This is a genomic window from Paenibacillus sp. alder61, from assembly GCF_020179875.1.
Classification (GTDB): Bacteria; Bacillota; Bacilli; order Paenibacillales; family Paenibacillaceae; genus Fontibacillus; species Fontibacillus faecis.
The window spans coordinates 364,423-390,044 of record NZ_JAIUDG010000001.1 but is presented as its reverse complement, the minus strand read 5'-3'; the positions used below and the strand labels follow the sequence as shown (position 1 = coordinate 390,044).

The following is a 25,622-nucleotide window of genomic DNA, read 5'->3' as shown; positions in this document are numbered from 1 at the left end:
GTTTTTGCCCGATTTTCTCTAAAATAAGGCCCCAAATGACCTCTATTTCGCACCGAAGAGCCAAATTCGACAAAATAGCGCCTAAAATGGCCCTTATTTACCCGTCTGGCTCAAAGGGAGGCTGTTACAGCCGCTAGTCCCCTCAGGTTAATGCAACGATCGTGGGTTTTGCCCGCTTTTCCCTAAAATAAGGGCTTCTATATCCGAACAAATCTGTCACAGAATTTTCCAAAAAACCGACTTTCATCTGTTTCACCTTCCAATATTTGTGTTATTGGAGAAGTATGTCTTGTGCGTGGGACATATTTTAGTTTCTTTAATTCCTGGAGGGTGAGTATATAATTTCCTCCAAGGTCAAACCTTTTCATATGTTGGAACAAGGAAGGAGGATTTGGAATGGAACACCCATCTATTCCGCAGCCGAAAACGAAAGGTATTCTTGGAAATCTCCCCGATATCGATTCAGAACGGCCGGTGCAGTCCTTCATGAAGCTCGCCAAGGAATACGGCCCCATCTTCCGCCTGGATCTTCCGGGAGGTCAGCAAACCATCATCTCGGGGCATCGTTATGTCGAGGAGGCCTGTGACCAGTCCAAGTTTGACAAAAACGTGTGGAGTCCGCTGCAGAGGGTAAGAGCGTTCGCGGGAGACGGATTGTTTACGAGCTGGACGTATGAACCGAACTGGAAAAAAGCGCACCATATTCTGCTGCCCAGCTTCAGTCAGAGAGCCATGCAGGGATACCATGGAATGATGGTGGACATTGCGCTTCAGCTTACGCAGAAATGGGCCCGGCTAAATCCGGGGGAGTCCGTCAATGTCCCGGATGATATGACCCGGCTAACGCTGGACACGATCGGTTTATGCGGTTTCAATTACCGCTTTAACAGCTTTTACCGGGAGCACCCGCACCCTTTCGTGCTTAGTATGACAAGAGCTTTGGATGAGGCGATGAACCAGGGGCAGCGGCTGGGTATTCAGAACAAACTCATGCTGGTGACCAAACGTCAGTTTAATCATGACATTCAGTCGATGTTCTCGACGGTGGACCAAATTATCGCCGAGCGGCGTGCCGGCAAAACCGAAGGCAAGGACGATTTGCTTGCGCACATGCTGACCAGCAAAGATCCCGAAACGGGCGAGGCGCTGGATGACGAGAATATTCGCTACCAGATCATCACCTTCCTCATAGCGGGTCACGAGACGACCAGCGGTTTGCTGTCCTTCGCTTTTTATTTCCTGCTTAAACATCCGGACAAGTTGAAAAAAGCCCAGGAGGAAGTGGATCGCATCCTGACGGATCCCGTGCCGAGCTATAAACAGGTCAGGGATTTGAAGTACATTCGCATGATTTTGAATGAAAGCCTGCGATTATGGCCGACCGCTCCGGCTTTCTCTTTATACGCGAAAGAAGACACCCTCCTCGGCGGCAAGTATCCGATCCGCCAAAACGAAGCGGTAACGGTTCTGATTCCGATCCTTCACCGGGACAAGGAAGTCTGGGGGGAGGAAGTCGAAGAATTCCGGCCCGAGCGCTTCGAAGACGAAGCCAAGATCCCGCATCACGCGTTCAAGCCTTTCGGGAACGGGCAGCGGGCCTGCATCGGCCAGCAGTTCGCCCTGCACGAAGCGACGTTGGTGCTTGGCATGCTGCTGAAGCATTTTGAACCGGTGGATCATACCCAATACAAGCTGAAGGTAAAAGAAACACTGACGCTCAAGCCGGATCAGTTTACGATGCAGGTCAAAATCAGACGACAGCCGATGATCGGGATCGCGAATCCCGAGGAAACCGCTGCGGAGAGCAGCCGGGAGTCGGCGTTTATTCAGCCCGATTCGGATCTGAAAGGACACGATACGCCGCTTCTGGTGCTGTACGGCTCCAACTTGGGCACCGCCGAGGGGATCGCGCGGGAGCTGGCGGATAACGGCAGACTGCTGGGATTCAGAAGCGAGGCCGCAAGTATGGATTCCTTCGTGGGCAAGCTTCCCGCGGACGGGGCCGTTCTCATCGTCAGCGCCTCTTACAACGGGAACCCGCCCGATAACGGCAGACAATTTGTGGAGTGGTTATCCGGAGAAGAGGCCGGCAAATTGAAGGGAGTCCGGTATGCCGTTTTCGGCTGCGGGGACCATAACTGGGCCAGCACGTACCAAAAAGTCCCCGTCTTTATCGACGAGCGTCTCCGGGAGCTGGGCGCCGAGCGCTTGCTAGAGCGGGGAGAAGGGGACGCCAGCGGTGACTTCGAGCTTCAATATGAAGCTTGGAGGGATAAGCTATGGGCCGGGATCATGGACGCTTTCGGGCTGAAGTACAAGGGAATCGAGAAACAGGAAAGCACGCTCTCGCTTCGTTTCGTCAGCGGTATGGTCGGTACGCCGCTAGCCGAGACCTATGACGCTTTTCATGCGGAAATTGTGGAAAACCGGGAGCTGCAGAGTCCGGAAAGCGACAGAAGCACCCGTCATATTGAGATAGCCCTCCCCGAAGGGGCGGAATATCGGGAAGGCGACCATCTCGGCGTGCTGCCGCGGAATCCCCGCTCTTTGATCGAACGGGTGATCCGGCGGTTTCAATTGCGACCGGACGACCACTTGCTTCTGGAAGGCGGCGGACGCAGCGCGGCTCATCTGCCGCTCGGCAAGCCGGTCGGTCTGATGGAACTGCTCGGAAACAGCGTCGAGCTGCAGGAGACGGCCAGCCGGGCCCAACTGCGGGAAATGGCGGCATTTACGACCTGTCCTCCTCACAAAAAAGAACTGGAAGCGATGCTTGAGGAAGGAACCTATCAGAACGAGATTATGAAAAAGCGGGTGACGATGCTGGAGCTGCTCGAACGCTACCCGGCTTGCGAAATGCCGTTCGATCGTTTCCTTGAACTGCTGCCGCCATTAAAGCCGAGGTATTACTCCATATCAAGCTCGCCCAAAAAGTCGCGGAACCGGGTCAGCATCACGGTCGCGGTCGTTGCCGGTCCGGCGCGAAGCGGACACGGGGAATACCGCGGGATCGCTTCGAACTATTTGCGGGAGCTTGGGAAAGGAGAGGCGGTGGCCGTATTTATCAGACGGCCAGGCTCGGGATTCGAGTTGCCGGAACATTCCGAAACGGCGATGATCATGATCGGTCCGGGCACCGGGTTGGCCCCGTTCCGCGGGTTTCTTCAGGCGCGCGCGGCGCAGCGTGAGGAAGGCAGAACGCTCGGGGAAGCTCATTTGTATTTTGGCTGCAGAAGGCCCAATGAGGATTTTCTCTACAAAGAGGAGCTGGAAGCCTTCGAGGCGGAGGGCATCGTCAAGCTGCATACCGCTTTCTCACGGGTGGACGAGTCATGCAAGGTGTATGTTCAAGATAGGCTGAAGGAGGACAAAGAGCGTTTAATCGGCCTGCTGGATCAAGGGGCTCGCCTATATGTATGCGGCGACGGTACGCGGATGGCGCCCGATGTGGAGGCTACCCTCCGGGACGCTTATCAAGAAGTCCATCAATGTGATGAAGCGACGGCGGTCCGTTGGCTAGACGGCTTGCTGAGTACCGGCCAATATGCCAAGGACGTGTGGACCGGCATTTAAAGTACGGCATGCCACCGCCTACGTGCTTTCAACAGTATTGGAAGTGGAATAAACGTGAGAAGGACGCAACCCAAGCGAAGGCACGGGGGCGTCCTTTTTATTTGAGGCTTTAGCCAGTTGAGCTCGCGAAGCGTGCGAAACAACAAACCACCTGATGGGGTCGTTATCATAGGAATGTTCAAGCTACGATGTATAACGAAAGGAAAAGGTTGCCTAATGGCTAATCGAAGTGATATGTCACATCCAAAGAGGCGCCTAGTGTGCTTCCGAGCTTCGAAGCATCAAACTCCAAAAAGATGCAAATCTGCAGGTATTTAAGCCGATTCCCGAGGGAATGCGAAAAAAGATGCAAATCTGCAGGCATTTCCAGCGATTTTAGAAAAACGAGCCGGCTTCGTCGAAAATTCCTGCAGATTTGCAGGTATTTAGAAATTTTGAGTTTAAACAGGAAAAAAGCATGCAGATATGCAGGAATTTTATGTTATCAAGGTTGTTTGACGGGGGACTAGTAGTGAAAGCTAGCGCCTTTAGATGCGAGCCGGTAATTAAGGCTTATAGCCTTTGAGCAAACCACCCGTTCACACGGGTGGTTTTGTTTGGAATCAACTGGAAGGATAATACAATTCGTTCGTTGAATAAGAATTACGATACCTAAATTAGAGGAGGGGAAATATGCAAACAGTGATTCCTGCATTTCGTATAACGGACTATGAAAAAAGTAAGGCCTTCTACGTGGAGGGAATGGGTTTTCAAATCGACTGGGAACATCGGTATGAACCACATTTTCCCGTTTTTGTTCAGATCTCCAGGGATGAAATGACCATTTATTTGACGGAACATACCGGAGACTGCCAAGTTGGTGGATTAATTCATTTTTTTGTTCCGGATGTGGATAGCTGGTACGAGGAATTAAAGAGCAAAAAGGATATCCGCATCACTGAGCCACCAAATGAGAATCTGGAAGGGCTTCGCATGATGAAAGTCGTGGATCCGGATGGCAATCAATTACGTATTTGCACCCTTGTTTAAAAGAAACGAGGCGTAAACTGATAAAGTACCAACCACCAACCTGTCGATAAGACAGGTTTTTTTGCATATTCGGATGATTTACGGAGATTATCCCAGATAGTACCCGATGGGGTACTATCATCTGTCCCCTGGCCTTGCTATGATTACGTTGTGCACGGGATCTTCAATTCAGCGGGAGGTGAAAAGGATTTTAAAAAGGTTGCAGCCGCTCTTGGCACAGCCGTTCGCATTACGGAAGGTCCCAGGTGCCGGGTGGATCAACGTATCTTTTTATCATGAAAAATAGGGGAGTTAAGATGGCTGAAATACATGGCTTGGAAATCGAATTCGATCAGAACGGAGAACAGCAAACCATTTGGCCGACGCTAATCAAGGGCAACGCGGAATTAATTCTTATCGATTGCGGTTATCCCGGGTTTTTGCCTCGCTTGGAAGCTGCTGCGGCAAGATCGGGGTTCAGCCTGGATGCGATAACCAAATTACTGTTGACACATCATGATATGGACCATATGGGTTCCGCCGCGGCGCTGAAACGGACATATCCGCGCGTGGAGATTATGGCGTACGGGCCGGAAATCCCTTATATAACCGGAGGCCGGAAAGCGTTACGGATCGAGCAGGCGGAAGCTTCTTTGTCTCAAATCCCCGCGGAGGAGAAACAAGCGGTCGAACAGTTTATCGGCTTCTTGAAAACGATCGAGCCGGTTGAAGTGACCCGGCCGTTGCTTGAAGGAGAGCTTCTGCCTTGGTGCGGAGGGATCGAGGTTGTTCCGACACCGGGGCATACCGCCGGGCATATCTCCTTCTACTTACCGGCCAGCCAAACGCTGATCGCCGGAGACGCGGTCGCCATAACCGAAGACGGGAAACTCGGCTTAGCCAACCCGCAGTATGCGGAGGATTTGGAGGAAGCGGTCAAGTCCATTCACAGATTGCTGAACTACCGTATTTCGCAACTGATTTGTTATCATGGCGGAATCTATCAAGGCGATGCGGAAGCCGCGCTTCGGCAGTTGTTGCGGGAGTATGATTAATCAAAAAGAGAGATGAAAGAAGCCCGGCGAAAAAGCCGGGCTAATCTCATTTATTGCGATGGGAGGTATCAAGTTGACTTTTTATTCTACATTTTGTAGAATTTAATTTATAAACTACAAGTTGTAGAAAATACGCGGTTGATCACAAAGGAGCGTTGTTATGAAATCCGTGCAAAAGATGTCGGAGGCGGAGTCAGAGGTCATGCGTGTGGTTTGGGCGGCGGGCGGACCGGTAACCTCCCAGGTTATCCTTGCCGAACTGAACAAACGGAAGGACTGGAAGCCGACCACGGTTTTGACTTTTTTGACCCGTTTGACCGAAAAAGGGCTGCTGCGGACGGAGAAGCGGAAGAAGGTCAACTACTATACTCCCGTGTTTTCCGAGGACGAGTACAAACATCTGGAAACGAGAGCCTTTCTGGAAACAGTTCACGAAGGTTCGGTCAAAAATTTACTCGCGGCCCTATATGACGCCGATGACATCAGCCCCGAGGAGATAGAAGAATTGAAAAAATGGTTTTCCGAAAGGTAGGGGGAGCGAGTGGGAACGATGTTGGCGATCACGGTGGTCGTCCTATCGATAACGGGAACGATCTTGTTTGGCGCGCTATGGCTTGCGAAGCCGCTCACATACAAATTATTCGACGCCCAGTGGCATTACCGTACACATAAGATCGTACTGCTGTTTTTGCTTCTGCCGATCGGAGTTATCGGCGGATTGATGTATATGCGCCCTCATGAATTAAACGGGCTGACCGAGGCTGACCCGATGCTGCAGCAAACAACCGTATACCTTGCGGATCAGGGAGCGGCAATCGGCCGGATCTGGACAAATTCACCGGGTTACACAAACATTTGGATGAATTGGGGAGTTTCGACGGAGTTGCAAGCTTTGCTGCCCCAAATCGGGTTTTGGCTGCCGTTCGTTTGGCTGGCGGGATTGGGGGTTACGGGCTTTCGATCATTGTCGGCCTATTTCCGGTTCCGCGCCAGACTTCGGCGTACCAATCTTCCCGTGGAAGGGGAAGCCCTGGAATTGTTCGCCTCCATTAAACGGGAAATGGGGATTCAAGGTAGCGTCTCGCTTCAATCGAATGATGCCGTGCGCACGCCCATGCTGATCGGACTGAGGCAGGCGACTCTGGTATTACCGGAAATCGAGCTGAAAGAACGGGAATTGCGGCTCATTTTTCGCCACGAACTAATCCATTACAAACGGAAGGATCTACACTTGAAGGTGCTGGCTCTGCTGGCTTGTTCGATCCATTGGTTTAACCCCGCGGTCTATCGTTGGCGTAAAGACCTCGACCGCTACATGGAAATGTCCTGCGACCAGCAGGTTGTTGCCGGAATTCCCGAGCAGGAAAGACGTTTCTACGGCGAAACCATTCTGAATGTGCTCGAACGCTCGACAACCCCCAGGGCGGCCGGGATATTTACCGGCTTTAGCGAAAACGCCGCTTGGATTAGAGACAGGCTGGTGCATATTTTGAAGGCAACGAAAAGAAGCAGACGTTCGGCTATTTTATCCGGAATATCCGCAGTTGTTGTTGCATTGGCCGGAGTCGGGGTCGCTACGGTGGTGGATGCCAAGGTAGAACCGGCGTCTGCCATGTTATCTCCCCAGAACATGAAGTCCACCTCGGTTGCATCGGTTTCTGCGGTGACTTTTTCCACGACCGACGTTGACATCAGTTACGAGGCTCAGACCGGCAGCGAATCCTCGCTAACGGAGGACGAACGGAAAGAGGAGCGGCATTTCGTTAAACTCGACCGTCAAATAAACGAGCTAACCGATGCCGACATCTATGACATTTATAAACAAGAGGCGATTCCATACTCGGATCCGATCGATTTTCAATTGGCGGATGGTACGATTACATTCCCTGGAGTGGACAAAATTCCGCTGAGCAGCCGTTGCGGGAGCGAGAAAAGTTCTTACGCAGCCAAAGTATATGCCTCCAGTAAGGTATTGGATTATGCGAACTACGCTCAACTGGAGACTCAACTATCGCGTATTGATGCTTGGGTGATCGAGTCTTTGAACAACCACGTCAGCGACCCGGAGGCCATTCGGGCCGAGATCGTTCAAACTTTGGCGGACCGCTTGAAATTGCCCGCTGATCTGATAACGGTGGAATTGAATGTACTTTAAGGGGGGACCGGGGATGCTTCGACGAAAAATGCGGTTGGGCATAGGTTTTATCGCCCTATGTTTGCTTATTGCAGGGTGTTACCCTACGTCCGGGCAAACAACACGGCATCGTTTCCTAAAAGTGATGTATTTTGGGGAGAGGAGCTTTTATGAAGATTACGGGGATTTGTTTTTAAGCAGGTACGGGGATGTCGATGTGGAAGTCGCTGTTTTGGATTCAAGCACGATAGACCCGGCGAAGGAGTATAGTGTGGCATTGCGTGAATTCATTCAACGCGAGAATCCGGATGTATTCTATTTATCCTCTAGTGAATACGAACGTTTTGTGCAGGAAGGTCTGCTGTCAAGCCTCGAACCGTTCATCAAGTCCGATCAATACGAGCTTTCCGGCATGCAGGGGCCGATTGTCGACTTTTTGAGGGAACTGGGAGTGGGACAACTCTACGGACTTAGTCCAACCTTTTACGTCCCGGCACTATACTATAATGCGGATTTGTTCAAACAGTATGGCGTTCGTCCTCCACAGGATAACATGACCTGGCGGGAAATCCTACAATTGGCTGCCAGGTTCCCTGCGGACGGACAAGGAGAGCGGCGCATCTACGGTCTGAGCGTTCCTTTCGTGCAATCGGCGGGTTCCCTGGCCGACAGAATTGCCGGAACGCAAGGATTGTCCGCGGTAAACCCGAAAACGATGCAGGTGACCTTGAATACGGATTCGTGGAGAGATGTTTGGGACATGGCGGTAAGCGCGGTTCAATCCGGTACCGTTTATTTGCCGGAAACCCCGTTTTACGGCGGCTCGCTGCAGGACTATCTGGACAATGATTTATTCTTGCAAGGGCGGGTAGCGATGAAGCTGGACGATGCGGGTTTGCTGGAAACTCTGGAGAGTCTGACTAAGACGATGCCGAAGTACAAAACCTTTTCATTCGATACCGTCACGGGGCCTGTCGATCCCGCAGATCGGTCCGCTTCACGCGACGTCGAGGTCGGTCAAATCTTCGCCATTCGCTCAGGCACCCCCAACCTGGAGGCTGCATGGGATTTTATCAAGTATGTAAACAGCGATGACTACGCCTCCATCAAAGCGCGAGTCATCCACAGCAGCTTGTTGACGCGGACGAGTCATTATAACGATAGCCGGTTGGAGGCTTTTAACAAATTGCGACCGTTATCGGTCGATTACGGCCGCGAGGCCAAACTTCCGGATTCGTTTGCAGACAAATTCAAGACGCTGACAAGCGATGAACTGGATAAGGTTGTGCGGAAAGAAAAGACTTTGAAAGAGGCGATGGAGTTTGTATCCACATCGGGCCAGTCGCTGTTGGAGCAAGCGATGAAGACAGAGATGTTAGAAACACCTTAATATGAACGTTCTTTCTTATCCGCCATTAGAATGATAAAATTTAGGATATAGGCATGCCGGTCGGAAAGTATAAAAGGGTAAGGGGCGGATCAGGGTGAGGAAAGGAATTGGGTCGCTGTTTAAATATATCGTTTTAGGTGGACTGGGTTTGTTAGCCTTATTTTATTTAGGGATGACGCTTTCGGCGATATTGCTGGCCATCTTTGAGTTTAAGCATAGTTGATTTTTTGTTGCCACTACCGGACGTTTCCTCCCTTTAATGTCATATTCCCCCATGCCGTTTTGCATTGGATCAAATAATTGGCGGTCTCGTCATGATTCGCAAACGGAGAGTTGAGGAAGCCACCTTTCATCCGAAAGGTGGCTTCCTCAATTTGGTTTTCGCTTATTTGTAAGCCGGCAGCCAGTCCCCGTGCGCTTCGATCAGGTCGTCGCACAAGGCGACGATGTCGTCGATCGACAGCTCGGCGGCCGTGTGCGGATCCAGCATGGCGGCGTGGTAGATGTGCTCCTTCTTGCCGGTCATCGCCGCTTCGATCGTCAGAAGCTGGGTGTTGATATTCGTCCGGTTCAACGCGGCGAGCTGCGGCGGCAGAGCGCCCACATAAGTCGGTGTCACCCCGGAGGCGTCGACCAGGCAGGGAACTTCGACGCAGGCCTCCGCCGGCAAATTGGTGATCAGGCCGGTATTCATGACATTGCCGCCGATTTTGTAAGGTTTATTGGTCTCCATCGCTTCCAGAATATATGACGCGTATTCCAGGCTCCGGGTATGTTCGATTCGCTCGCTGGCGAACAGCTTCTCCCGCATTTTTGCCCAGCCTTCAATCTGGTTGATGCAGCGGCGCGGGTATTCGTCCAGCGGGATGTTGAAGCGCTCGATCAGTTCGGGGTACGAACGCTTGATGAAATACGGATGATATTCCGCGGAATGCTCGGACGATTCGGTCACATAGTAGCCGAAGCGGAACATGAGCTCATAACGGACCATATCGTCGTGGATCTCTTTCTGCTTCTCGGCCGCCCGTCGTTTGATTTCCGGATACAGATTCTCCCCGTTCCGCTTGACCTCCAGCAGCCAGGCCATATGATTGATGCCGGCGATCTTCGTCTCCACCCCGTTCGGATCCATGCCGAGAGTTTCGAACAAACGCGGCATGCACACCTGAACGCTGTGGCATAGCCCGACCGTTTTTACGCCGCCGTGTGTGTTCATCACATTCGTCAGCACCGCCATCGGATTCGTATAATTGAGGAACCAGGCATCGGGGCATACCTCATGAATATCCCTGGCAAAGTCAAGCATGACCGGGATCGTACGCAGGTTGCGGAAGATCCCGCCGATGCCCAGTGTGTCGCCAATCGTTTGACGCAGTCCGTATTTTTTCGGCACTTCAAAATCGGTGATCGTACAAGGGTCATACCCGCCGACCTGAATGGCGTTAATGACGTATTTGGCGCCGCGCAGCGCCGCTTTGCGGTCGCTGTAGGCCTTGACGGTGCAGCGGCTCCCCAGCGATGCCGTCATGCTGTTAAGCAGACGTTCCGAGTCGCTCAAGCGCTCGGCGTCAATATCGAACAGCGCGAGCTCGAACCCTTGCAGCGCTTCCGTCAGCATCACATCCCCCAGCACATTTTTGACGAATACCGTACTTCCCGCTCCTAAAAAAGTAATCTTCGACATCCACTCATCCCCTCCATCAGGATCAAAATATTAAGATAGCGCTATCATGTACCTTCACTATACGCCCGCCGTCCGCGAACAGAACATGGAGCGACGCCTTGAAAACATGTCATTATCCAACTTGAATTAGGGGAGGGGGCCGCCGGATCGGCATAGAGCATGGTATAATATTGCTTATTTAAATGCAGTGCGTATGGAGGGAGGCTTACGGTTTGGCGCGCATCGATATAACCTATTACCACTCGGATGTCCAGGAGCAGATGGATTTGAAGCTGCTGTTTTTTGGGAAAGAAGAGTGCCTGCCCGGACATTTTTGGGGCCCGGGTGTTCGGGATGCCTATATCATCCATTTCGTCCATAGCGGACGGGGGCTGTTCAGCATCGCGGACAAAACATATGACGTCCGGGCGGGCGAGGGGTTTTTGATTCCTCCTGGCACGATCGTGCACTACCAAGCTTCCGACACCGATCCCTGGACGTACTCCTGGTTCGGTTTCCGGGGCCTGCAAGCGAAAACGTATTTGGAGCGAGCTTGTTTGACGCCGCTTACCCCCGTGTTTACACCGCTCGCCGGAAGAGGCTTCGAGAGCTTCTACGACGAGCTGTTGTCCGTACGGCCGGAGCGCGGCGGCGATGCGCTCAGCCTCGGTATCCTCTATCGTTTGATGGCCGGGCTGATTTCTTGTTCCCCCATTGAAGCGGAGGAGAGAACTGCCGACGCCAAGGAGGTCTATGTGAGCCATGCGATCGAAATCATCAAGAGCAGCTACAGCCAGAAGATCAGCATGCTGGAGATCGCCCGATCCGTCGGGCTTGACCGGACGTACTTGTCCAGTCTGTTTAAAGCCCGGTTCGGCGTCTCCCTGCAGGGGTTCCTGCTGGAGTACCGCATGCGGCGGGCGGCCGAACTCCTTCGGCGCCCGGAGCTATCCGTCAGCGACATTTCACGTTCCGTCGGTTATAATGATCCGTTCCTTTTTTCCAAAATGTTTAAAAAGGTGAACGGCTGCTCGCCCAAGCACTTTCGGGAAGGGACGGAACGTAGGGGGGGCCATAGCCAATAGACCGGGTCGCTAAGCGGCCCGGGTCCGTAGTCGCGATATAAATGACGTCGGCTGGCAGTAAAAAGTTACATCTGTCGGGTGTTGACGGTTAGGACAATCGAGGTTATTATAGATACATTAAGTCCATAATATATGAAACACTTGATTATTAACCAGAAGGAGAGGATGAATGATGAAAATATATGATGTCGGGATTATCGGCGGCGGACCGGCAGGGCTTAGTGCAGCCCTTGTACTAGGAAGGGCGAGAAGAAGCGTGCTCCTTCTCGATGAAGGGAAGCCGAGAAACCGGGTGACTCGCGAAGCGCACGGGTTTTTGACGAGAGACGGAATCGCCCCGGCGGAATTTCGCCGGATCGCCGCGGAGCAGCTGGGCAGATATCCGTCGATCGAGCTGGTGGAGGAGCGAGCCGAGGGCGTGTCGGGAGATGATGGGAGATTTGAAATTACATCGGCCCAAGGGAATGTGTATCGCGTCAGAAAGCTGCTGTTTGCAACCGGAAAAAGGGATCTCCCGCTCGAGATCAGCGGCCTAAGCGAGATTTACGGCAAATCCGCGTTCGTCTGCCCCTTTTGCGATGGCTGGGAGCTTCGCGATAAACCGCTGGTTCTGATCGCTGCGGGTGAAAGAGCGCTGCACATGGCGAAGCTTCTTACGGGGTGGACCGATCAAACGATCCTCTGCTCAAACGGCCCCAGCGGATTGAACGCCACGGAACGCGATGAACTTGGGCGGCACAGAATCCCGTTATGGGAAGCCCCGATTCGGCAAATTGAGTCCGCCGGCGGTCAAGTGGAACGGGTGCTGTTGGAAGACGGAACAAGCGTTTCATGCGAGGGGATCTTTTTCGCGCCGAAGCTGGAGCCGGGGTCGGAGCTGCCAAGATCGATCGGATGCGAGATGACGGAAGCGGGGACAGTGATCGTTTCGGACGACTTCGGAAGGACCCGCGTGCCGGGCGTATTCAGTGCCGGAGACGCGGCGACGGAAATGCACCAGGCCATCCGGGCGGCTTCCATGGGTTCCGCCGCGGCGGCGGGCATCCATATGGAGCTGGTTAACGAGGCGTGGAACCGGTTGGCTTGACACCCTTGGGCTTCACGGATATTATAGGCACCATGAGTCCATATTTCGGGGTGAAGCGATATGAAATTTTCCAAGGCGACGAATTACGCCTTACACACGATGCTTGCGCTCGTGGCCGAAGATCCGGTCAAGCCCGTCGGAGTTCAGCAGCTGGCCGATGCCCAGAACGTTTCTCCGACGTATTTGTCGAAGATTTTGACCAAACTGGTGAAGGCGGGCATGATCGAGTCCGTGTCGGGAGCGAACGGGGGCTATCGACTGACGAGAAAGAAAGAGGAAATGACGTTCCTGGATGTGATACAGGCCATCGAAGGAACCGCTTCTCTCTTTGACTGCAACTTTGATCACGGTTCGGAATGCCTGATTCAACAGGTCATGGTGGAGGCGGAGGAGAAGATGGAGCAGCATCTGAGAGCCACCAAGATGGTAGACCTGGCAAAAAGGATGAAAAATTAGGCCAATAGGCGGTTCCTCGCTTGACGGGAAATTCGGATGAACTAATCCGGGTTTCCTTTTTTGTTTCGCGGGAATTACTGGAGCCGGAGCTTTGGACCTAGATGTAAATCCTTAGCAGAACTTGATATAAGAGGTGAAAAAAGTTCATCCTCCACAGCGTTCGCTCGATATTTCATACTGGAACAGACGAGAAACGCAAAGGGGGGAGTTTGAATCATGTCGCTGACATTGGAAGAAGTTCAAGCGAAGTCCGCGGCGCGGTTGGCCGGCCTGCATGAAGTCGTTAAGCTCGCGGCCGAGAAGCTGATCGAGCGCTGCTATCACCGCGGAGTATATATCCGGATTACCCAGGGGCTCCGAACCATGGCGGAGCAGGAAGCGCTGTATGCCCAGGGGAGAACCAAGCCGGGCGCGATCGTGACGAATGCCAAGCCGGGATACAGCTTTCATAACTTCGGAGTGGCGATCGATTTCGCTCTGCTGCTTCCGGACGGTAAGTCGGTCTCCTGGGATATGTCGATCGATGGGGATCGCGACAAAACGGCGGATTGGCACGAAGTCGTCGCTGAGGCAAAGGCGCTGGGTTTTGAATGGGGAGGCGATTGGCGCTCCTTCAAAGATTATCCGCACCTGGAAATGACCTTTGGACTGACTACGGCGCAATACCGTGCAGGGGGCAAACCGTCACAGGCGGCCGTGGAAGCGATGTTGAAGAAAATCAATGCCAAGGAGGGAGAAGAACCGATGACCGCGGAGGAAAAGAAGGAGTTTGAAGCGTTAAAATCGACGGTCCGGGAGCAGGCGGCGCTGATCCAAACGCTGACAGGCAGCAAGGATACGTTGAAGGAATGGCTGACCCAGGTGGATGGCCGGGTCAAAACGCTGGAAGGAAGTAATTGCATGGACGTGCCGGAGTGGGCAAAAGAGGCGGTTCAAGCGGCTCAGTCGGCCGGTTTGATCGATTCGCCGTCCGGGGGCAGTCTCAGTTTTTACCGCTTGCTTACGGTATTGCACCGCAGTAAATTAATCCGTGTGGAGGTATGATTGGAATGAGTAAATGGAAAAACTACGGACTCTGGGTGTCGTTGGTATCCGCGATCTTATTGGCGGTGCAAGCTGTCGGAGCGATTTTTAATTTCCAGCTTGCCCCCGAAAAATACGATCAGATTATGGCGGCCGTCAATTCCCTGCTCGGGGTTCTGGTAGTGTTGGGCATCGTGAGCAATCCGGAAGCCGGCAAAGGTTTCCTGGACAAGAAAAAAGCAGCCGACAAATAGGTGAAGCAGCCCCGGCCGATTCGGTCGGAGCTTTGACTTTTGCCTCAAGGAATCGGGGAAGTTGACAAAAAAATCACAATGTAAAATCATTAACATAACTCCGCAAGTAGTGCTACAATGGATGGAAGTAATACAGAGATAGGACAAAGGGGTAATCGATATGACAACCATACTTAAAACATTGACCATAGCCGGGAGCGATTCCAGCGGAGGGGCGGGAATCCAAGCGGATTTGAAGACCTTTGAGGAATACGGAACCTATGGTTTAAGCGCGTTGACCACCATCGTGACGATGGATCCTGACCGCGGCTGGCATCACAGCGTTTATCCGGTGGAGGCGTCTCTGGTTGCCGAGCAGTTGAAAACCGTGTTTGCCGGCGGCCCGGTTGCCGCGATGAAAACGGGGATGCTGGGCAGTGTGGCGATCATCGAAGTGGTCGAGGACACCATTAAGCGGCATGGACAACAGAACGTCGTCATCGATCCGGTCATGGTCTGCAAGGGGGAGGACGAAGTGCTGAACCCCGAGAGCGCCGACGCGATTCGCGACCTGCTGTTGCCGCTGGCAACCGTAACTACGCCGAACCTGTTCGAAGCGGGCGTGTTGTCCGGGATGGGACGTCTGACCTCGGTGGAGGAGATGAAGGAAGCGGCCAAGCGGATTCGGGAACGGGGCGCCCGGAATGTCGTCATTAAAGGCGGAAAGGCGCTCGAAGGCGAAAAAGCGCTCGACCTGTTCTATGACGGTACCGAATTTGTGATTCTCGAGAGCGATAAAATTGAGCCGGCTTACAACCACGGGGCGGGTTGTACGTTTGCCGCCGCGGTAACGGGCGGGCTGGCCTGCGGGATGACCGTCAAAGAAGCGGTGGAGAAAGCGAAGAAATTCGTGACGGCCGCCATACGTTCCGGTTACGCGTTTAACGAATTTGTGGGTCCCGTCTTCCATGCGGGATATCGCTTGAACGGCGAGAAATAAACGAGGGTTATCCGATTCAAGGTCTTGTTCTCCTTTGGGGGAGAGCAGGACCTTTTTTTATTTTACAGGATGCTGAAAATTCATGTAAGGAAATGAAAAGAGATAAAGTAAGCGCTTTATTCGGGTTTTTTGCGGCGAAGTTTCGTAAAATCAGTCACATGCAGGGTTTTACTTGCATCCGGGAAAGGAGTATATTCACTCATGGATTTCATAACATGATTCGCTGAATTTCCAGAAGAGGAAAACGGGGGAACCGATTTGCCGTTAACGTTCGGCCGGAAAAGCATCGACCGGACTAAGCGGCAGGGGGTGAATTCGCGAACGGCTTCAGCCGGACGTGAAGGGGTGATTCTCGCCACCCTAATCCGACAGCTAACCTCGTAAGCGTAGTCCGGGAGAGGATGATACTGTGACCGTGTACCTTAAACATGGACCGCAGGGGTTCTGACCTCTGTGGTTTTTTGCCGTGCGTAAGTATGCTTTTTTTCCGGAGAAAAAGGGTATTCTATCTTAAATCAACTATGAGGTGTTGCAGTTATGTTTATGTTGCTGAAAAGAGTGCTCATCGGCCAGCCGCTGAAATCTACGGCGCTCGGAGAACAAAAGCTCACCAAGACGAAAGCGCTGGCGATCCTTTCTTCGGATGCCTTGTCTTCCATCGCCTATGGTCCCGAACAAATCCTCATCGTGCTGATGACGATCGGAGCGGCGGCCTTCTGGTATTCCGTTCCCATTGCCGTCGGAATTCTCGTGCTGTTGACGGCGCTCGTCCTTTCCTACAGACAAGTGATTTTCGCTTATCCGCACGGTGGAGGAGCCTACGTGGTATCGAAGGAAAACCTTGGGGTCAATGCGGGACTGCTGGCGGGCGGAGCGCTTTTGGTCGATTATATTTTGACGGTAGCGGTCAGTATTTCGGCGGGAACGGACGCCATTACCTCGGCCTTTCCGTCGCTGCATCCTTATAATGTGCCGATCGCCTGTCTGCTGGTGATCCTGATTACCGTGCTCAACCTGCGCGGCCTTACCGAGTCGGCCTCCATTCTCGCCTACCCGGTATACCTGTTTGTCCTGATCATGTTCATTACGATCGGAGCGGGCCTGTACCGCATTATGAGCGGCCAGGTCCCGGCGGATCTGCATGCCCCGATCGGAACCCCTGTCGCGGGATTGACCTTGTTTTTGCTGTTGAAAGCTTTTGCGTCCGGGAGCTCCGCCTTGACCGGGGTGGAGGCGATTTCCAACGCGATTCCGAATTTCAAGAACCCCGCGCCGAAGAATGCGTCCAAAACCTTGGCGGCGATGGGCATTCTGCTGGCCTTGCTGTTTTCCGGCATCGTCTGTCTCGCTTATTACTACGGCATCGCGCCGAAAGGCGAGGAAACGGTCGTATCGCAAATTGCGTCGGCAACTTTCGGCAGGGGCGGGATGTACTTCGCGATTCAGGGAATTACCGCCATGATCCTCGTCCTGGCCGCAAATACGGGATATTCGGCGTTCCCGCTGCTGGCGGTCAATTTGGCGAAGGATAAATATATCGCCCGGATGTTTACCGTCCGCGGCGACCGCCTCGGTTACTCGAACGGAATTGTGTTCCTGGCCGCGGCTTCCATACTGCTGATCATTGTATTCAAAGGGCAGACGGAGCATTTGATTCCGTTATATGCGGTCGGGGTCTTTATCCCGTTTACGCTGGCGCAGACCGGGATGCTGGTGAAGTGGATTCGGGAGAAACCCGAAGGATGGAGAGTAAAGCTGACCATTAATGCCGTAGGCGCGCTGATTAGCTTTACGGTCATGATGATGTTTTTTATTACGAAGTTTCCGCAGGTTTGGCCCGCGCTTATCTTTTTACCTGCCATCGTCCTTGTGTTTCATAAAATTCATAAGCATTACGAGGCCGTCGGCGATCAGCTCCGCATCACCACTTGCGAGCCGGCGGCCCGCGTCCAAGGCAACGTGTTCGTCATCCCGGTCGCCGGAATCACGCATGTGGTGGAGAATACGCTGAACTACGCCAAGTCTTTAAAGCCGGACCAAATTATCGCGGTATACGTGGCCTTTGATAAGGAAACGGAGAAGCAGTTTGAAGAAAAATGGAAGCAGTGGCAGCCCGATATCCGCCTGGTGACCATCTATTCGCAGTACCGGAGCATCATTCAGCCGCTGACCAAATTTATCGACACGGTCGAGCATAAGGCCAAGGAGCTGAATTACGGGGTGACCGTGCTGATTCCGCAGTTTATTCCGAAGAAACGGTGGCACAACGCGCTTCACAATCAGTCGAGCCTGTTGATTCGCGCCTTCCTGCTGTATCGCCGGGATTTAATCGTCACCACCGTTCCGTACCACTTGAAAAAATAGCCCGATGGTTGTGAAGCCCTCCGCATTAAGCGGAGCCGGCTTCAACCGAGCATGCTTCGCACCAGTTCGTTCATGCCTTTCCAGGAATCTTTCAGCACGAAGTCCTGCTGGATTCCCGCGTTCCACGGCCTCGGGATCAGAATCGTCTGCTTTCCGGTGTCCCTTGCGGCAAGGATATTATGCGGCCCGTCATCGATGAGCAGATCAAAACCAAGCAGATATTTGCGCTTGGCCACGAAGAAGTTCTCGAACGGGATAAACGGCAGGTGCCTTTGCAGCCAGCGCCATTTCTCGGCAACCGAGGACGGCCGGGCGGCGGTGACGATAATGACGTCGTAGTCCGCGGTCATCCTGCGGATTTCTTCCACCGTGTATTCGTCAAAAATGTCCAGTTCTTCATACAGACCGGGCCGGCCGAAGAACAAATCGTCCGTGCAGGCGGGGTGCCAAATCCCGCTTAAATCGAAGCTGACGATCTGTTCCAGCGTCAGCGGCAGGTCGGGATACATCATATTATGGTAATGGATAGCTTTCGGTATGAGATGGCAGATCGTGTCGTCCATGTCGATGGCTATTATTTTTTTGCTCATGATACATCTAGTTCTCCCCGGCATTCAATGCGTTGAATTTATTCGTAATTGTAATGGACCCGGCGGGAAAGCGCAAACTTTACAAGGAATGGAGCTATGGCATATTATGGGGCTATACCAATACAGACAGGAAGGAATGTGGAGATGGAGAGGACCCAGGCCAGACTTAAGAAACCCCAAGCGATGATTTTCGATATGGACGGTACGCTTTTCAAGACCGAGACTTTACTCATTCCCGCGTATCACCAGTTGTTCGACCGGCTAAGGGAAGAGAAGCTGTATGAGGGGGACACGCCTCCCGATGAACTGATGCTGAGCTGTTTGGGCATGCTGTTGGAGGATATATGGAAGAAAGTGATTCCGGACTGCAATGAGGCCGTGCACCGGAGGGCGGACGAATTGCTCCTGGAGCTGGAGCTTTCGGGGTTGAAGGAGAACACCTCCGAGCTGTACCCCGAGGTGAAGGAGACGCTTGAGGCGCTCAAAGCGCGCGGAATCCGGTTGTTTGTGGCCAGCAACGGGCTGGAGCATTATGTGAAGGGGGTAGCCGAAGCGCACGGCATTACCTCGCTGTTTGAAGGGATTTACAGCGCGGGCGAGTATATGACCCCGTCCAAGGTCGACCTCGTGCGGCTTCTTCTGGACAATCACGGTGTGACAAGCGCCTGGATGGTCGGGGACCGTTCCTCGGATGTCGAGGCGGGCAAGGAGAACGGACAGACCGTGGTCGGCTGCGCTTATGCCGATTTCGGAGACAATGCCGAGCTGGCCGGTTCCGACGTATTGATCCGCTCTTTCGGCGAGCTGATTTCCCTCGTGGATCAAGCGGAAGACGTTTAGATATCCTGCAGTGAATTATTTATGGAGGTGTTTTACATGCGACAAGTCTATTCCAATCCGATCGACCGACAAACCGGAATTAATCGAAAACAAATAAAAACGGTAGGTGGCCGCATCTGCGGTAGGGATTGTGATTAGCGCAATAGCGAATAGCGAATATTACCTTTTAGGGACCTGAAATAGTGCGCCGCCTACCCGAAAGGCGGAATCCGTTTTGCATAACGTTCAAGCGGCAAAAATATTTTATTTGATGAACTTCATGACTGCCCTGGCAAGCAGTACGATATTTACGACTTACAGCATTTATTACGTTACTGAGCTTGGCCTGAACCCGTTGGAGCTTGTTCTGATCGGCACGGTGCTGGAGCTGACGGTATTGATCTTCGAAGGGATTACCGGCGTGGTTGCCGATACTTACAGCCGCAAGCTTTCGGTCATCATCGGCATGTTCATTTTGGGCGCGGGGTTTGCCTTTGAAGGCAGCATCGTTTGGCTGCAGGACTTCGGGCAGATGATCCCAATCGTCGTCTGGGTGTTGCTGGCCCAATTGGTGTCCGGCATCGGCCACACCTTCATCAGCGGCGCGGACAGCGCCTGGATCGTTGATGAGGTGGGCGAGGCCTCGGCCGGTTCCATTTTTATGCGCGCCAAACGGGTGGCGTTGACGGCGACTCTGGTGGGCATCGGCGTTAGCGTAGGCCTTTCGGTGCTGGCGCCGAATCTGCCGTATTTGGCGGGAGGCCTGATGTATGTGGCTCTCGGACTGCTCCTGATCCGCCATATGAAGGAGACGCGCTTTGTCCGGCCGCCGCGGAGCGAAAAGTCTTCTCATTTCAAGGAGATGCGCCGGACCTGGACAAGCGGGGCAAGGGTGATCGCGGGCAGTCCGCTGCTGCTGATCCTTGTGTTTGTAACGCTGTTTAGCGGCGCGGCTTCGGAAGGCTATGACCGATTATGGGAAATTCATCTGATTCGGGAAATCGGCTTTCCGGACCGGTCGTTTTCCATGGCCGTATGGTTTGGTCTGATTAGCGCGGCTTCCACCGTTTTGGGGATGCTGGCGGTAGGCTATACCGAGAAAAAGCTGAACATGAGCAATGAGCGGGCCGTGTCCGCGGCTATCTTTTTGCTCACTTTTATACGTATTGCCGGGATAGTTTCGCTTTTCCTGGCAACGGACTTCGTCTGGGCGCTGGCGTCCGTGCTGGCCGTAAGCGTAGTCGTTACCGTGAGCGAGCCGATTTATGCGACGTGGCTGAACATGAATCTGCGCAGCGACACCCGGGCTACCGTCCTGTCGATGGTCAGCCAGTCGGACGCGCTTGGCCAAACCACGGGCGGCCCCGCCGTCGGATGGATCGGAAACCGCTTCTCCGTCCGGGCCTCCCTGTTGGCGGCGGCGGTATTGCTGCTCCCGATACTGGGCGTGTTCGGACGGCTGCTGCGCAAGCGGTAAAGTAATGGAATATAGAGTTAAAAGGGACCGCCCCTCAGGTTACTATGTGACTTGAGGGGCGGTTTTTATGGGGATTATCTTTAAGAAAAAGCGAGCCAGCCCTGATTTCGGGATTCTCAAGCCGTCCGAAATTAGCGGCGTTTTGGGCTGTTATTTCGGCCAGATTCGCTTTTACGGGTAAAATAGCGGCTAAAAAAGGCCTTGTTTTTGCTCTGGTGCGAATCCAAAAATCAGGTTACGGCCCGCTTTTCTCCACTGGCGTTGCATTAAACCTGACATGGTGCTGCCGATCCGCAATCTCTCTTGCGCCCGTTATAATAGCGGCGTTTCGGGCCGCTATTTCGCCCAGATTTGCTTTTTCGGGAAGAATAGCGGCTAAAAAGGGCCCTATTTCTCTGGTACGAGCCCAAAAATCCGGTTTTTGCCCGACTTTCTCTAAAATAAGGCCCCAAAAGACCGCTATTTCACACCAAAGAGCCAAATTCGACAAAATAGCGCCCCAAAAGGCCCTTATCCACCGGCCAGAGTTCAAAGGGACACGATTACGGCCCCTCTGTCCTGTTTCTTTAATTTGTCCAGTGTATCTTTAATTTCAACCCTGTTTGCAAAGGCTTTCATAGGATAAATTGAGTATTGAACCAGTTGCGCCTATTGGCGGGGAGGTGGTGCCGCAGCGGCTAGACTCATTCCCTAAAGCAAGGGATCATCATGACGAACGAAGAGGAGGGTATTGATGAAAGTACGATCCAAGAAAAGAACGCTGCCCAAAGTAACGTCGATGGTATTGACGGCCGCGCTGCTGCTCACGGCGGTTCCGTTATCCGCTCAGGCGGGGGATACCTGGCCGTTTCAAGGCGAAAGCGCGCACGGAAAAAATCAGCCGAGCGTCCACGGGTACACCAGCGGACATATTCTCGAATGGAGCCCGGAACGGGATCCCGATGCCGCGCTGCTGAGGTCCCACGTGCCGCTGCAAAAGAGAATCGCCCCGCTGGCGGCCACGCAGGCCAATCCCGCATTGAATCCGGAGGTCCGGATGATGAACATAGCGGGCGATTACGGCAACGCGTTTATCGAGAATGCGCCCTATACGAACAAATTCGCTCAATATCATTTTAACTTCTGGCAATATATCGATTACTACTCTTACTGGCACGGGACGGCGACCGCCTACACCCCGCCGGAATATTACGACGAACTGGCCCAAAAAGACTGGCAGCAGAAATGGTTCGAATTCGGCATGCTGAACATCCCGAACCCGACTTATACCGATGCCGCCCATAAAAACGGCGTGCTCTCCCTGGCCGGGATTTTCTTCTCGAACAATGACCGCGGACAGCAAACCTACAAACAGATGCTCGTCAAAGATGAGAACGGAGAATTTCCGGTGGCGAAAAAACTGGTCGAGATGGCGCGCTATTTCGGTTATGACGGTTATTTCGTCAATCAGGAGGAACAGCGTCCCAACGTGGCGGTCCAGGATATTCCCGACTATATCGCATTTATGAAAGCGCTTCAGAAGGGCGGGCTTTACGTCCAATGGTATGATTCCTTGGATACGAGAAACGGGGCCAATACATTTGCCCGAACGTTTAACGACAACAATATTTCGTTCCTCTACGATAAAAATACCGGCGAGCAGGTCTCCCAATCCTTCTTCTTCGACTACGGCATGGGAGACAGCCAGATCGCCGCCGCCGCAACCTACTTGAACCAGGTCAATCAAGCGCACGGGACGGATTTCGATATGTACGAAGTCGGCTTCGCCGGGCTGGAGGCGGGCCGCGACCGGTTCAAAGACATCAACGGCAAAGCTTTGAAGGATAAGCTGGAAGACGGCCTTCCGCGTCTCAGCATCTCCACGTTGGGCGCGGATTTTGTTCATGCCGGGCTGGATGAGGATATGAATCAATCCTGGCCCGTCCGCCATCGGGCGGAGAACGACTACCAATGGATGACTCACCTGCGCGAGCGGCTCTGGTGGTCCGGACCGAACGCGGATCCGAAGAATACCGCGGTTTCTCCGGTAAATACGGTCTCCGACGTGTATGCGGACAACCGGTATTGGCCGGGGATCGCCTCGGTCATCGCCGAGCGTTCGGTTATAGGGGACACCCATTTTTACACCCGGTTCAATACGGGACACGGCCTGTCGTATTATGTGGACGGCAAAGTGTCCAACCCGGACGAATGGTCGAACATGAGCCTTCAGGATATCCCCGTGACCTGGCAGTGGTGGCAGGATACCGAAGGGAACCGGCTCACCGTGGATTTCGATTATGGCCCGGAATATAACGCCGGCGGCATGGATCGCTTCGATTATGAGCGGGTCGGCGCATACCAGGGCGGCAGCTCCCTGGTCGTGAGCGGGGAGTTGAACGCCGAGAACTTCCTGCGCCTGTACAAAACCGATTTGGACGTAAACGCGAAATCCAAGCTGTCCCTTGCGTTTAACAAAAGCTCCAAGAACGACAAGTCCACCATGCATATCGGTCTGGTCTTCGCGGACGCCCCGGACAAAGTCGTCAAAGTGGAAGTGCCGAAGAGCGGAAAGCGAACGAAGGGATGGGAGACGGCCGAGCTGGATTTGGGCGCTTACGCCGGTAAATCGATCGCCGCGTTCGGCCTGGTATTCGATCCCGGTCACAAGCGGATACCGGATTACCAGATGAACATCGGGGAGATCCGCATTTATGACGGCTCCGCCGTCAAGCCGGCCGCACCGACCGGGCTGGCCATACAGGCGGCCTACACCGACAGCGGGGAACTGGAGCTGAAGTGGAACCGCGACCCGGATTATACCAAGGTCAAGCAGTACAATGTCTACGTGAACGACGTATATGTAGGCGGGAAATACGATGAAGTATTCTATATCAAAAAACTCCCGGCCCGCTCCGGCAAGATTAAAGTAGCCGCCGTCGGAGCGGACGGCCTGGAAGGAAAGGCCGCGGAGCTGAAATTCGATTTGACCGCGTCCCCGTCGAATCTGCGGGTCGACTCCCGGGCCGACGGCACCTTCGCGGTCGATTGGGACCTACCGAACAAGGCCGCCGGCGACGTTACGGTCAGCGTGAAGTCCCTGAGCTGGATCACGACGGAACAGCCGGTGTCCGAGCGCTTGACCGTACCGGCCGGTTCGAAGACCGCGGTGTTCAAAAATATGCCGGTGAACGGCGACGATTATCTCGTAACGGTCGCCCTGGGGGACAAAACCCCGGTTGCGGTCAGCGGCCGGTTCATCGATACGGTATCGGAGCCTTATGCCGAGGCATGGTCATGGGAAGGAAACACCTTGAATCTGCCGATGCCGAATACCCGGGACTGGCGCTACATGTACGTGTACGAAGACGGAGCGCTCCGCTCCTTCCCGACGACATACAATGTCGGGGACAAAGACCGGATCATCCGCGGCCGGACGACGAAGGCCAGCCTTCGCTTTACTTCCGCGGCAAGTAACGTGTACGTGATCATGGAAGACTACGCCGGGAACAAATCGGCGCCGGTCTACTTGCGAGGCGAAGAAGAATAGAACGTTGAAGCCGCTCCTCCTCATGATGAGGAAGGGGCGGCTTCGCGTTTGTACATCCAAAGCGCGTACTCCAAAGGTTTAACGATCGCACGGCGATAGGCCTCGGCATCCCCCGTTTGGATGAACACCTCGCGCGCCGGCTTGGGGTTGACCTCCAGCAGGTAGACCCGGCCGCTGCGATCGATCGCCAGATCCAAGGCCAGCTCGCAGAGGGCTCCGATGTTTGATTCGAGGTAGGCGGCGACATCCAGACTCAGCTTTTCGGCCGCTTTCCGGATTTCGGATCGCTTCTCCTCACTGTTCGAGATGTGCCGGAGCAGGACGTTCATCGGCGCGGCCTTCCCTCCTCCGTGCAGGTTGGAGGTTACGCTGCGGTGCGGCCCGATGCGGCCGGCGCACCCGGTCACCTCCCATTGGCCTTGCCCGTTCTTCTGCACGAGCATCCGGTAATCGTGTACGCGGCCGTCCGGCAGTTTAATCTGTATGCCCTGCTGGGCAAGAAACCTGCCGCGGCCTTTCCAGTTCAGCAAAAAAGCGCCGAGCCGGGATTTGTGCATCTTTTGCGCGGGGATGATCTTCCGGTTTTGACGGCGGCCCTGAATGAGAAAGTGGTCGCCGCCAAGCCGCTCCACCCGCACGATTCCGCGGCCCCCGGTACCGTTGATGGGCTTGACGTAAACGGACGGATAGCTTCGGAGCAGCCGGAACACATCGCCGCCGTTTTGAAACAGCACCGTTTCGGGCAAGTGTTTGCGAAAGGAGGATTTGTGCGACAGGATCTGGTATATCGTCCACTTGTTGCGCAGCGGCCGGTTTAAATACTTCAAGCTTCCGTATTTGGCCCTGAATTTCAGCAGCTGCTCAAACCGCTTGCTCCGCTGAATCCGGCAACGGTCGAAGATCAAATGCGGAAATCCCCGCCATTTTCGCGACCATTTTTTTGAACTCGGATCGTAGACCATCGCATGGATCAATTTCTTTTTGTCATATACATCCATGGGGGTGAATACAAAAATATCAAGACCGAGCTTTTGACCTTCCGTAATCATTCTTTGGTAAATATGCCGTTCCTCCAACTGCTTCTTGTCGTTCAAATATAGAGTCAAAATGCCGAGGACGGGTTGCGCCACGGAACA

19 protein-coding genes and 1 riboswitch are annotated in these 25,622 nt (G+C 53.6%); of the genes, 16 read left to right on the top strand and 3 right to left on the bottom strand.

All coding sequences use genetic code 11. The features are described from left to right. Positions 1-396 precede the first annotated feature (396 nt). The 6 genes from LBW89_RS01720 to LBW89_RS01695 all read left to right on the top strand — a co-directional run bounded on the left by LBW89_RS01720 (position 397) and on the right by LBW89_RS01695 (position 9,160). On the top strand, positions 397-3,573 hold the full coding sequence (locus LBW89_RS01720; RefSeq protein WP_225038276.1) for a bifunctional cytochrome P450/NADPH--P450 reductase: 3,177 nt from the start codon (positions 397-399) through the stop codon (positions 3,571-3,573). A 672-nt stretch (positions 3,574-4,245) separates the two neighbouring features. After that, entirely contained in the window at positions 4,246-4,602 is a 357-nt protein-coding gene (locus tag LBW89_RS01715; RefSeq protein WP_148450554.1) for a glyoxalase superfamily protein, read from the top strand. A 296-nt stretch (positions 4,603-4,898) separates the two neighbouring features. Beyond that, entirely contained in the window at positions 4,899-5,636 is a 738-nt protein-coding gene (locus tag LBW89_RS01710) for an MBL fold metallo-hydrolase (RefSeq protein WP_148450553.1), read from the top strand. Between the two features lie 160 nt (positions 5,637-5,796). Further along, entirely contained in the window at positions 5,797-6,168 is a 372-nt protein-coding gene (locus tag LBW89_RS01705; protein ID WP_148450552.1) for a BlaI/MecI/CopY family transcriptional regulator, read from the top strand. Positions 6,169-6,186: 18 nt separating this feature from the next. After that, entirely contained in the window at positions 6,187-7,791 is a 1,605-nt protein-coding gene (locus LBW89_RS01700; RefSeq protein ID WP_225038309.1) for a M56 family metallopeptidase, read from the top strand. A gap of 13 nt (positions 7,792-7,804) precedes the next feature. After that, positions 7,805-9,160 carry an ABC transporter substrate-binding protein gene (locus LBW89_RS01695; protein WP_170287026.1) on the top strand — a complete coding sequence of 452 codons (1,356 nt, stop codon included), beginning with the start codon at positions 7,805-7,807 and terminating at the stop codon, positions 9,158-9,160. A gap of 385 nt (positions 9,161-9,545) precedes the next feature. On the opposite strand, the gene LBW89_RS01690 is transcribed toward LBW89_RS01695, so the two are convergent. After that, positions 9,546-10,844: an alpha-glucosidase/alpha-galactosidase gene (locus tag LBW89_RS01690; protein ID WP_148450549.1), complete on the bottom strand. Its 1,299-nt coding sequence runs from the start codon at positions 10,842-10,844 to the stop codon at positions 9,546-9,548. 212 nt (positions 10,845-11,056) lie between these two features. Between LBW89_RS01690 and LBW89_RS01685 the strand changes: the two genes are divergently transcribed. The 7 genes from LBW89_RS01685 (at position 11,057) to LBW89_RS01655 (ending at position 18,071) form a co-directional block, all read left to right on the top strand. Further along, positions 11,057-11,908, top strand: a complete 852-nt coding sequence (locus LBW89_RS01685) for an AraC family transcriptional regulator (protein ID WP_225038275.1) — start codon at positions 11,057-11,059, stop codon at positions 11,906-11,908. Positions 11,909-12,077: 169 nt separating this feature from the next. Next, the gene (locus LBW89_RS01680; protein WP_148450547.1) at positions 12,078-12,995 is read left to right on the top strand and encodes an NAD(P)/FAD-dependent oxidoreductase; all 918 of its coding nucleotides are present in this window, start codon (positions 12,078-12,080) and stop codon (positions 12,993-12,995) included. 60 nt (positions 12,996-13,055) lie between these two features. Beyond that, the gene (locus LBW89_RS01675) at positions 13,056-13,451 is read left to right on the top strand and encodes an Rrf2 family transcriptional regulator (protein WP_148450546.1); all 396 of its coding nucleotides are present in this window, start codon (positions 13,056-13,058) and stop codon (positions 13,449-13,451) included. A 216-nt stretch (positions 13,452-13,667) separates the two neighbouring features. Continuing rightward, the gene (locus LBW89_RS01670) at positions 13,668-14,495 is read left to right on the top strand and encodes a M15 family metallopeptidase (protein ID WP_148450545.1); all 828 of its coding nucleotides are present in this window, start codon (positions 13,668-13,670) and stop codon (positions 14,493-14,495) included. 5 nt (positions 14,496-14,500) lie between these two features. Then, positions 14,501-14,728, top strand: a complete 228-nt coding sequence (locus tag LBW89_RS01665; protein ID WP_225038274.1) for a phage holin — start codon at positions 14,501-14,503, stop codon at positions 14,726-14,728. A 160-nt stretch (positions 14,729-14,888) separates the two neighbouring features. Beyond that, positions 14,889-15,707, top strand: a complete 819-nt coding sequence (gene thiD, locus LBW89_RS01660) for a bifunctional hydroxymethylpyrimidine kinase/phosphomethylpyrimidine kinase (RefSeq protein WP_148450544.1) — start codon at positions 14,889-14,891, stop codon at positions 15,705-15,707. A 211-nt stretch (positions 15,708-15,918) separates the two neighbouring features. Then, a riboswitch (cyclic di-AMP (ydaO/yuaA leader) is annotated at positions 15,919-16,110 on the top strand. A gap of 134 nt (positions 16,111-16,244) precedes the next feature. Beyond that, complete coding sequence (locus tag LBW89_RS01655) at positions 16,245-18,071, top strand: APC family permease (protein ID WP_148450543.1); 1,827 nt, start codon at positions 16,245-16,247, stop codon at positions 18,069-18,071. Between the two features lie 41 nt (positions 18,072-18,112). Here LBW89_RS01655 and LBW89_RS01650 read toward each other — a convergent pair whose 3' ends face one another. After that, positions 18,113-18,661: a 5' nucleotidase, NT5C type gene (locus LBW89_RS01650; protein WP_225038273.1), complete on the bottom strand. Its 549-nt coding sequence runs from the start codon at positions 18,659-18,661 to the stop codon at positions 18,113-18,115. Between the two features lie 144 nt (positions 18,662-18,805). On the opposite strand from LBW89_RS01650, the gene LBW89_RS01645 reads away from it, so the two are divergent. From LBW89_RS01645 to LBW89_RS01635, 3 genes are all read left to right on the top strand, one after another. Further along, the gene (locus LBW89_RS01645) at positions 18,806-19,501 is read left to right on the top strand and encodes an HAD family hydrolase (protein ID WP_213507592.1); all 696 of its coding nucleotides are present in this window, start codon (positions 18,806-18,808) and stop codon (positions 19,499-19,501) included. 214 nt (positions 19,502-19,715) lie between these two features. Next, positions 19,716-20,957, top strand: coding sequence for an MFS transporter (locus tag LBW89_RS01640; RefSeq protein ID WP_318249336.1), 1,242 nt, complete (start codon positions 19,716-19,718; stop codon positions 20,955-20,957). A gap of 733 nt (positions 20,958-21,690) precedes the next feature. After that, on the top strand, positions 21,691-24,486 hold the full coding sequence (locus tag LBW89_RS01635; protein ID WP_225038272.1) for an endo-beta-N-acetylglucosaminidase: 2,796 nt from the start codon (positions 21,691-21,693) through the stop codon (positions 24,484-24,486). Positions 24,487-24,506: 20 nt separating this feature from the next. Here LBW89_RS01635 and LBW89_RS01630 read toward each other — a convergent pair whose 3' ends face one another. After that, positions 24,507-25,616 (bottom strand): YheC/YheD family protein, encoded by a 1,110-nt coding sequence (locus tag LBW89_RS01630; protein ID WP_148450540.1) that lies wholly within the window; start codon positions 25,614-25,616, stop codon positions 24,507-24,509. Between the last annotated feature and the right edge of the window lie 6 nt (positions 25,617-25,622).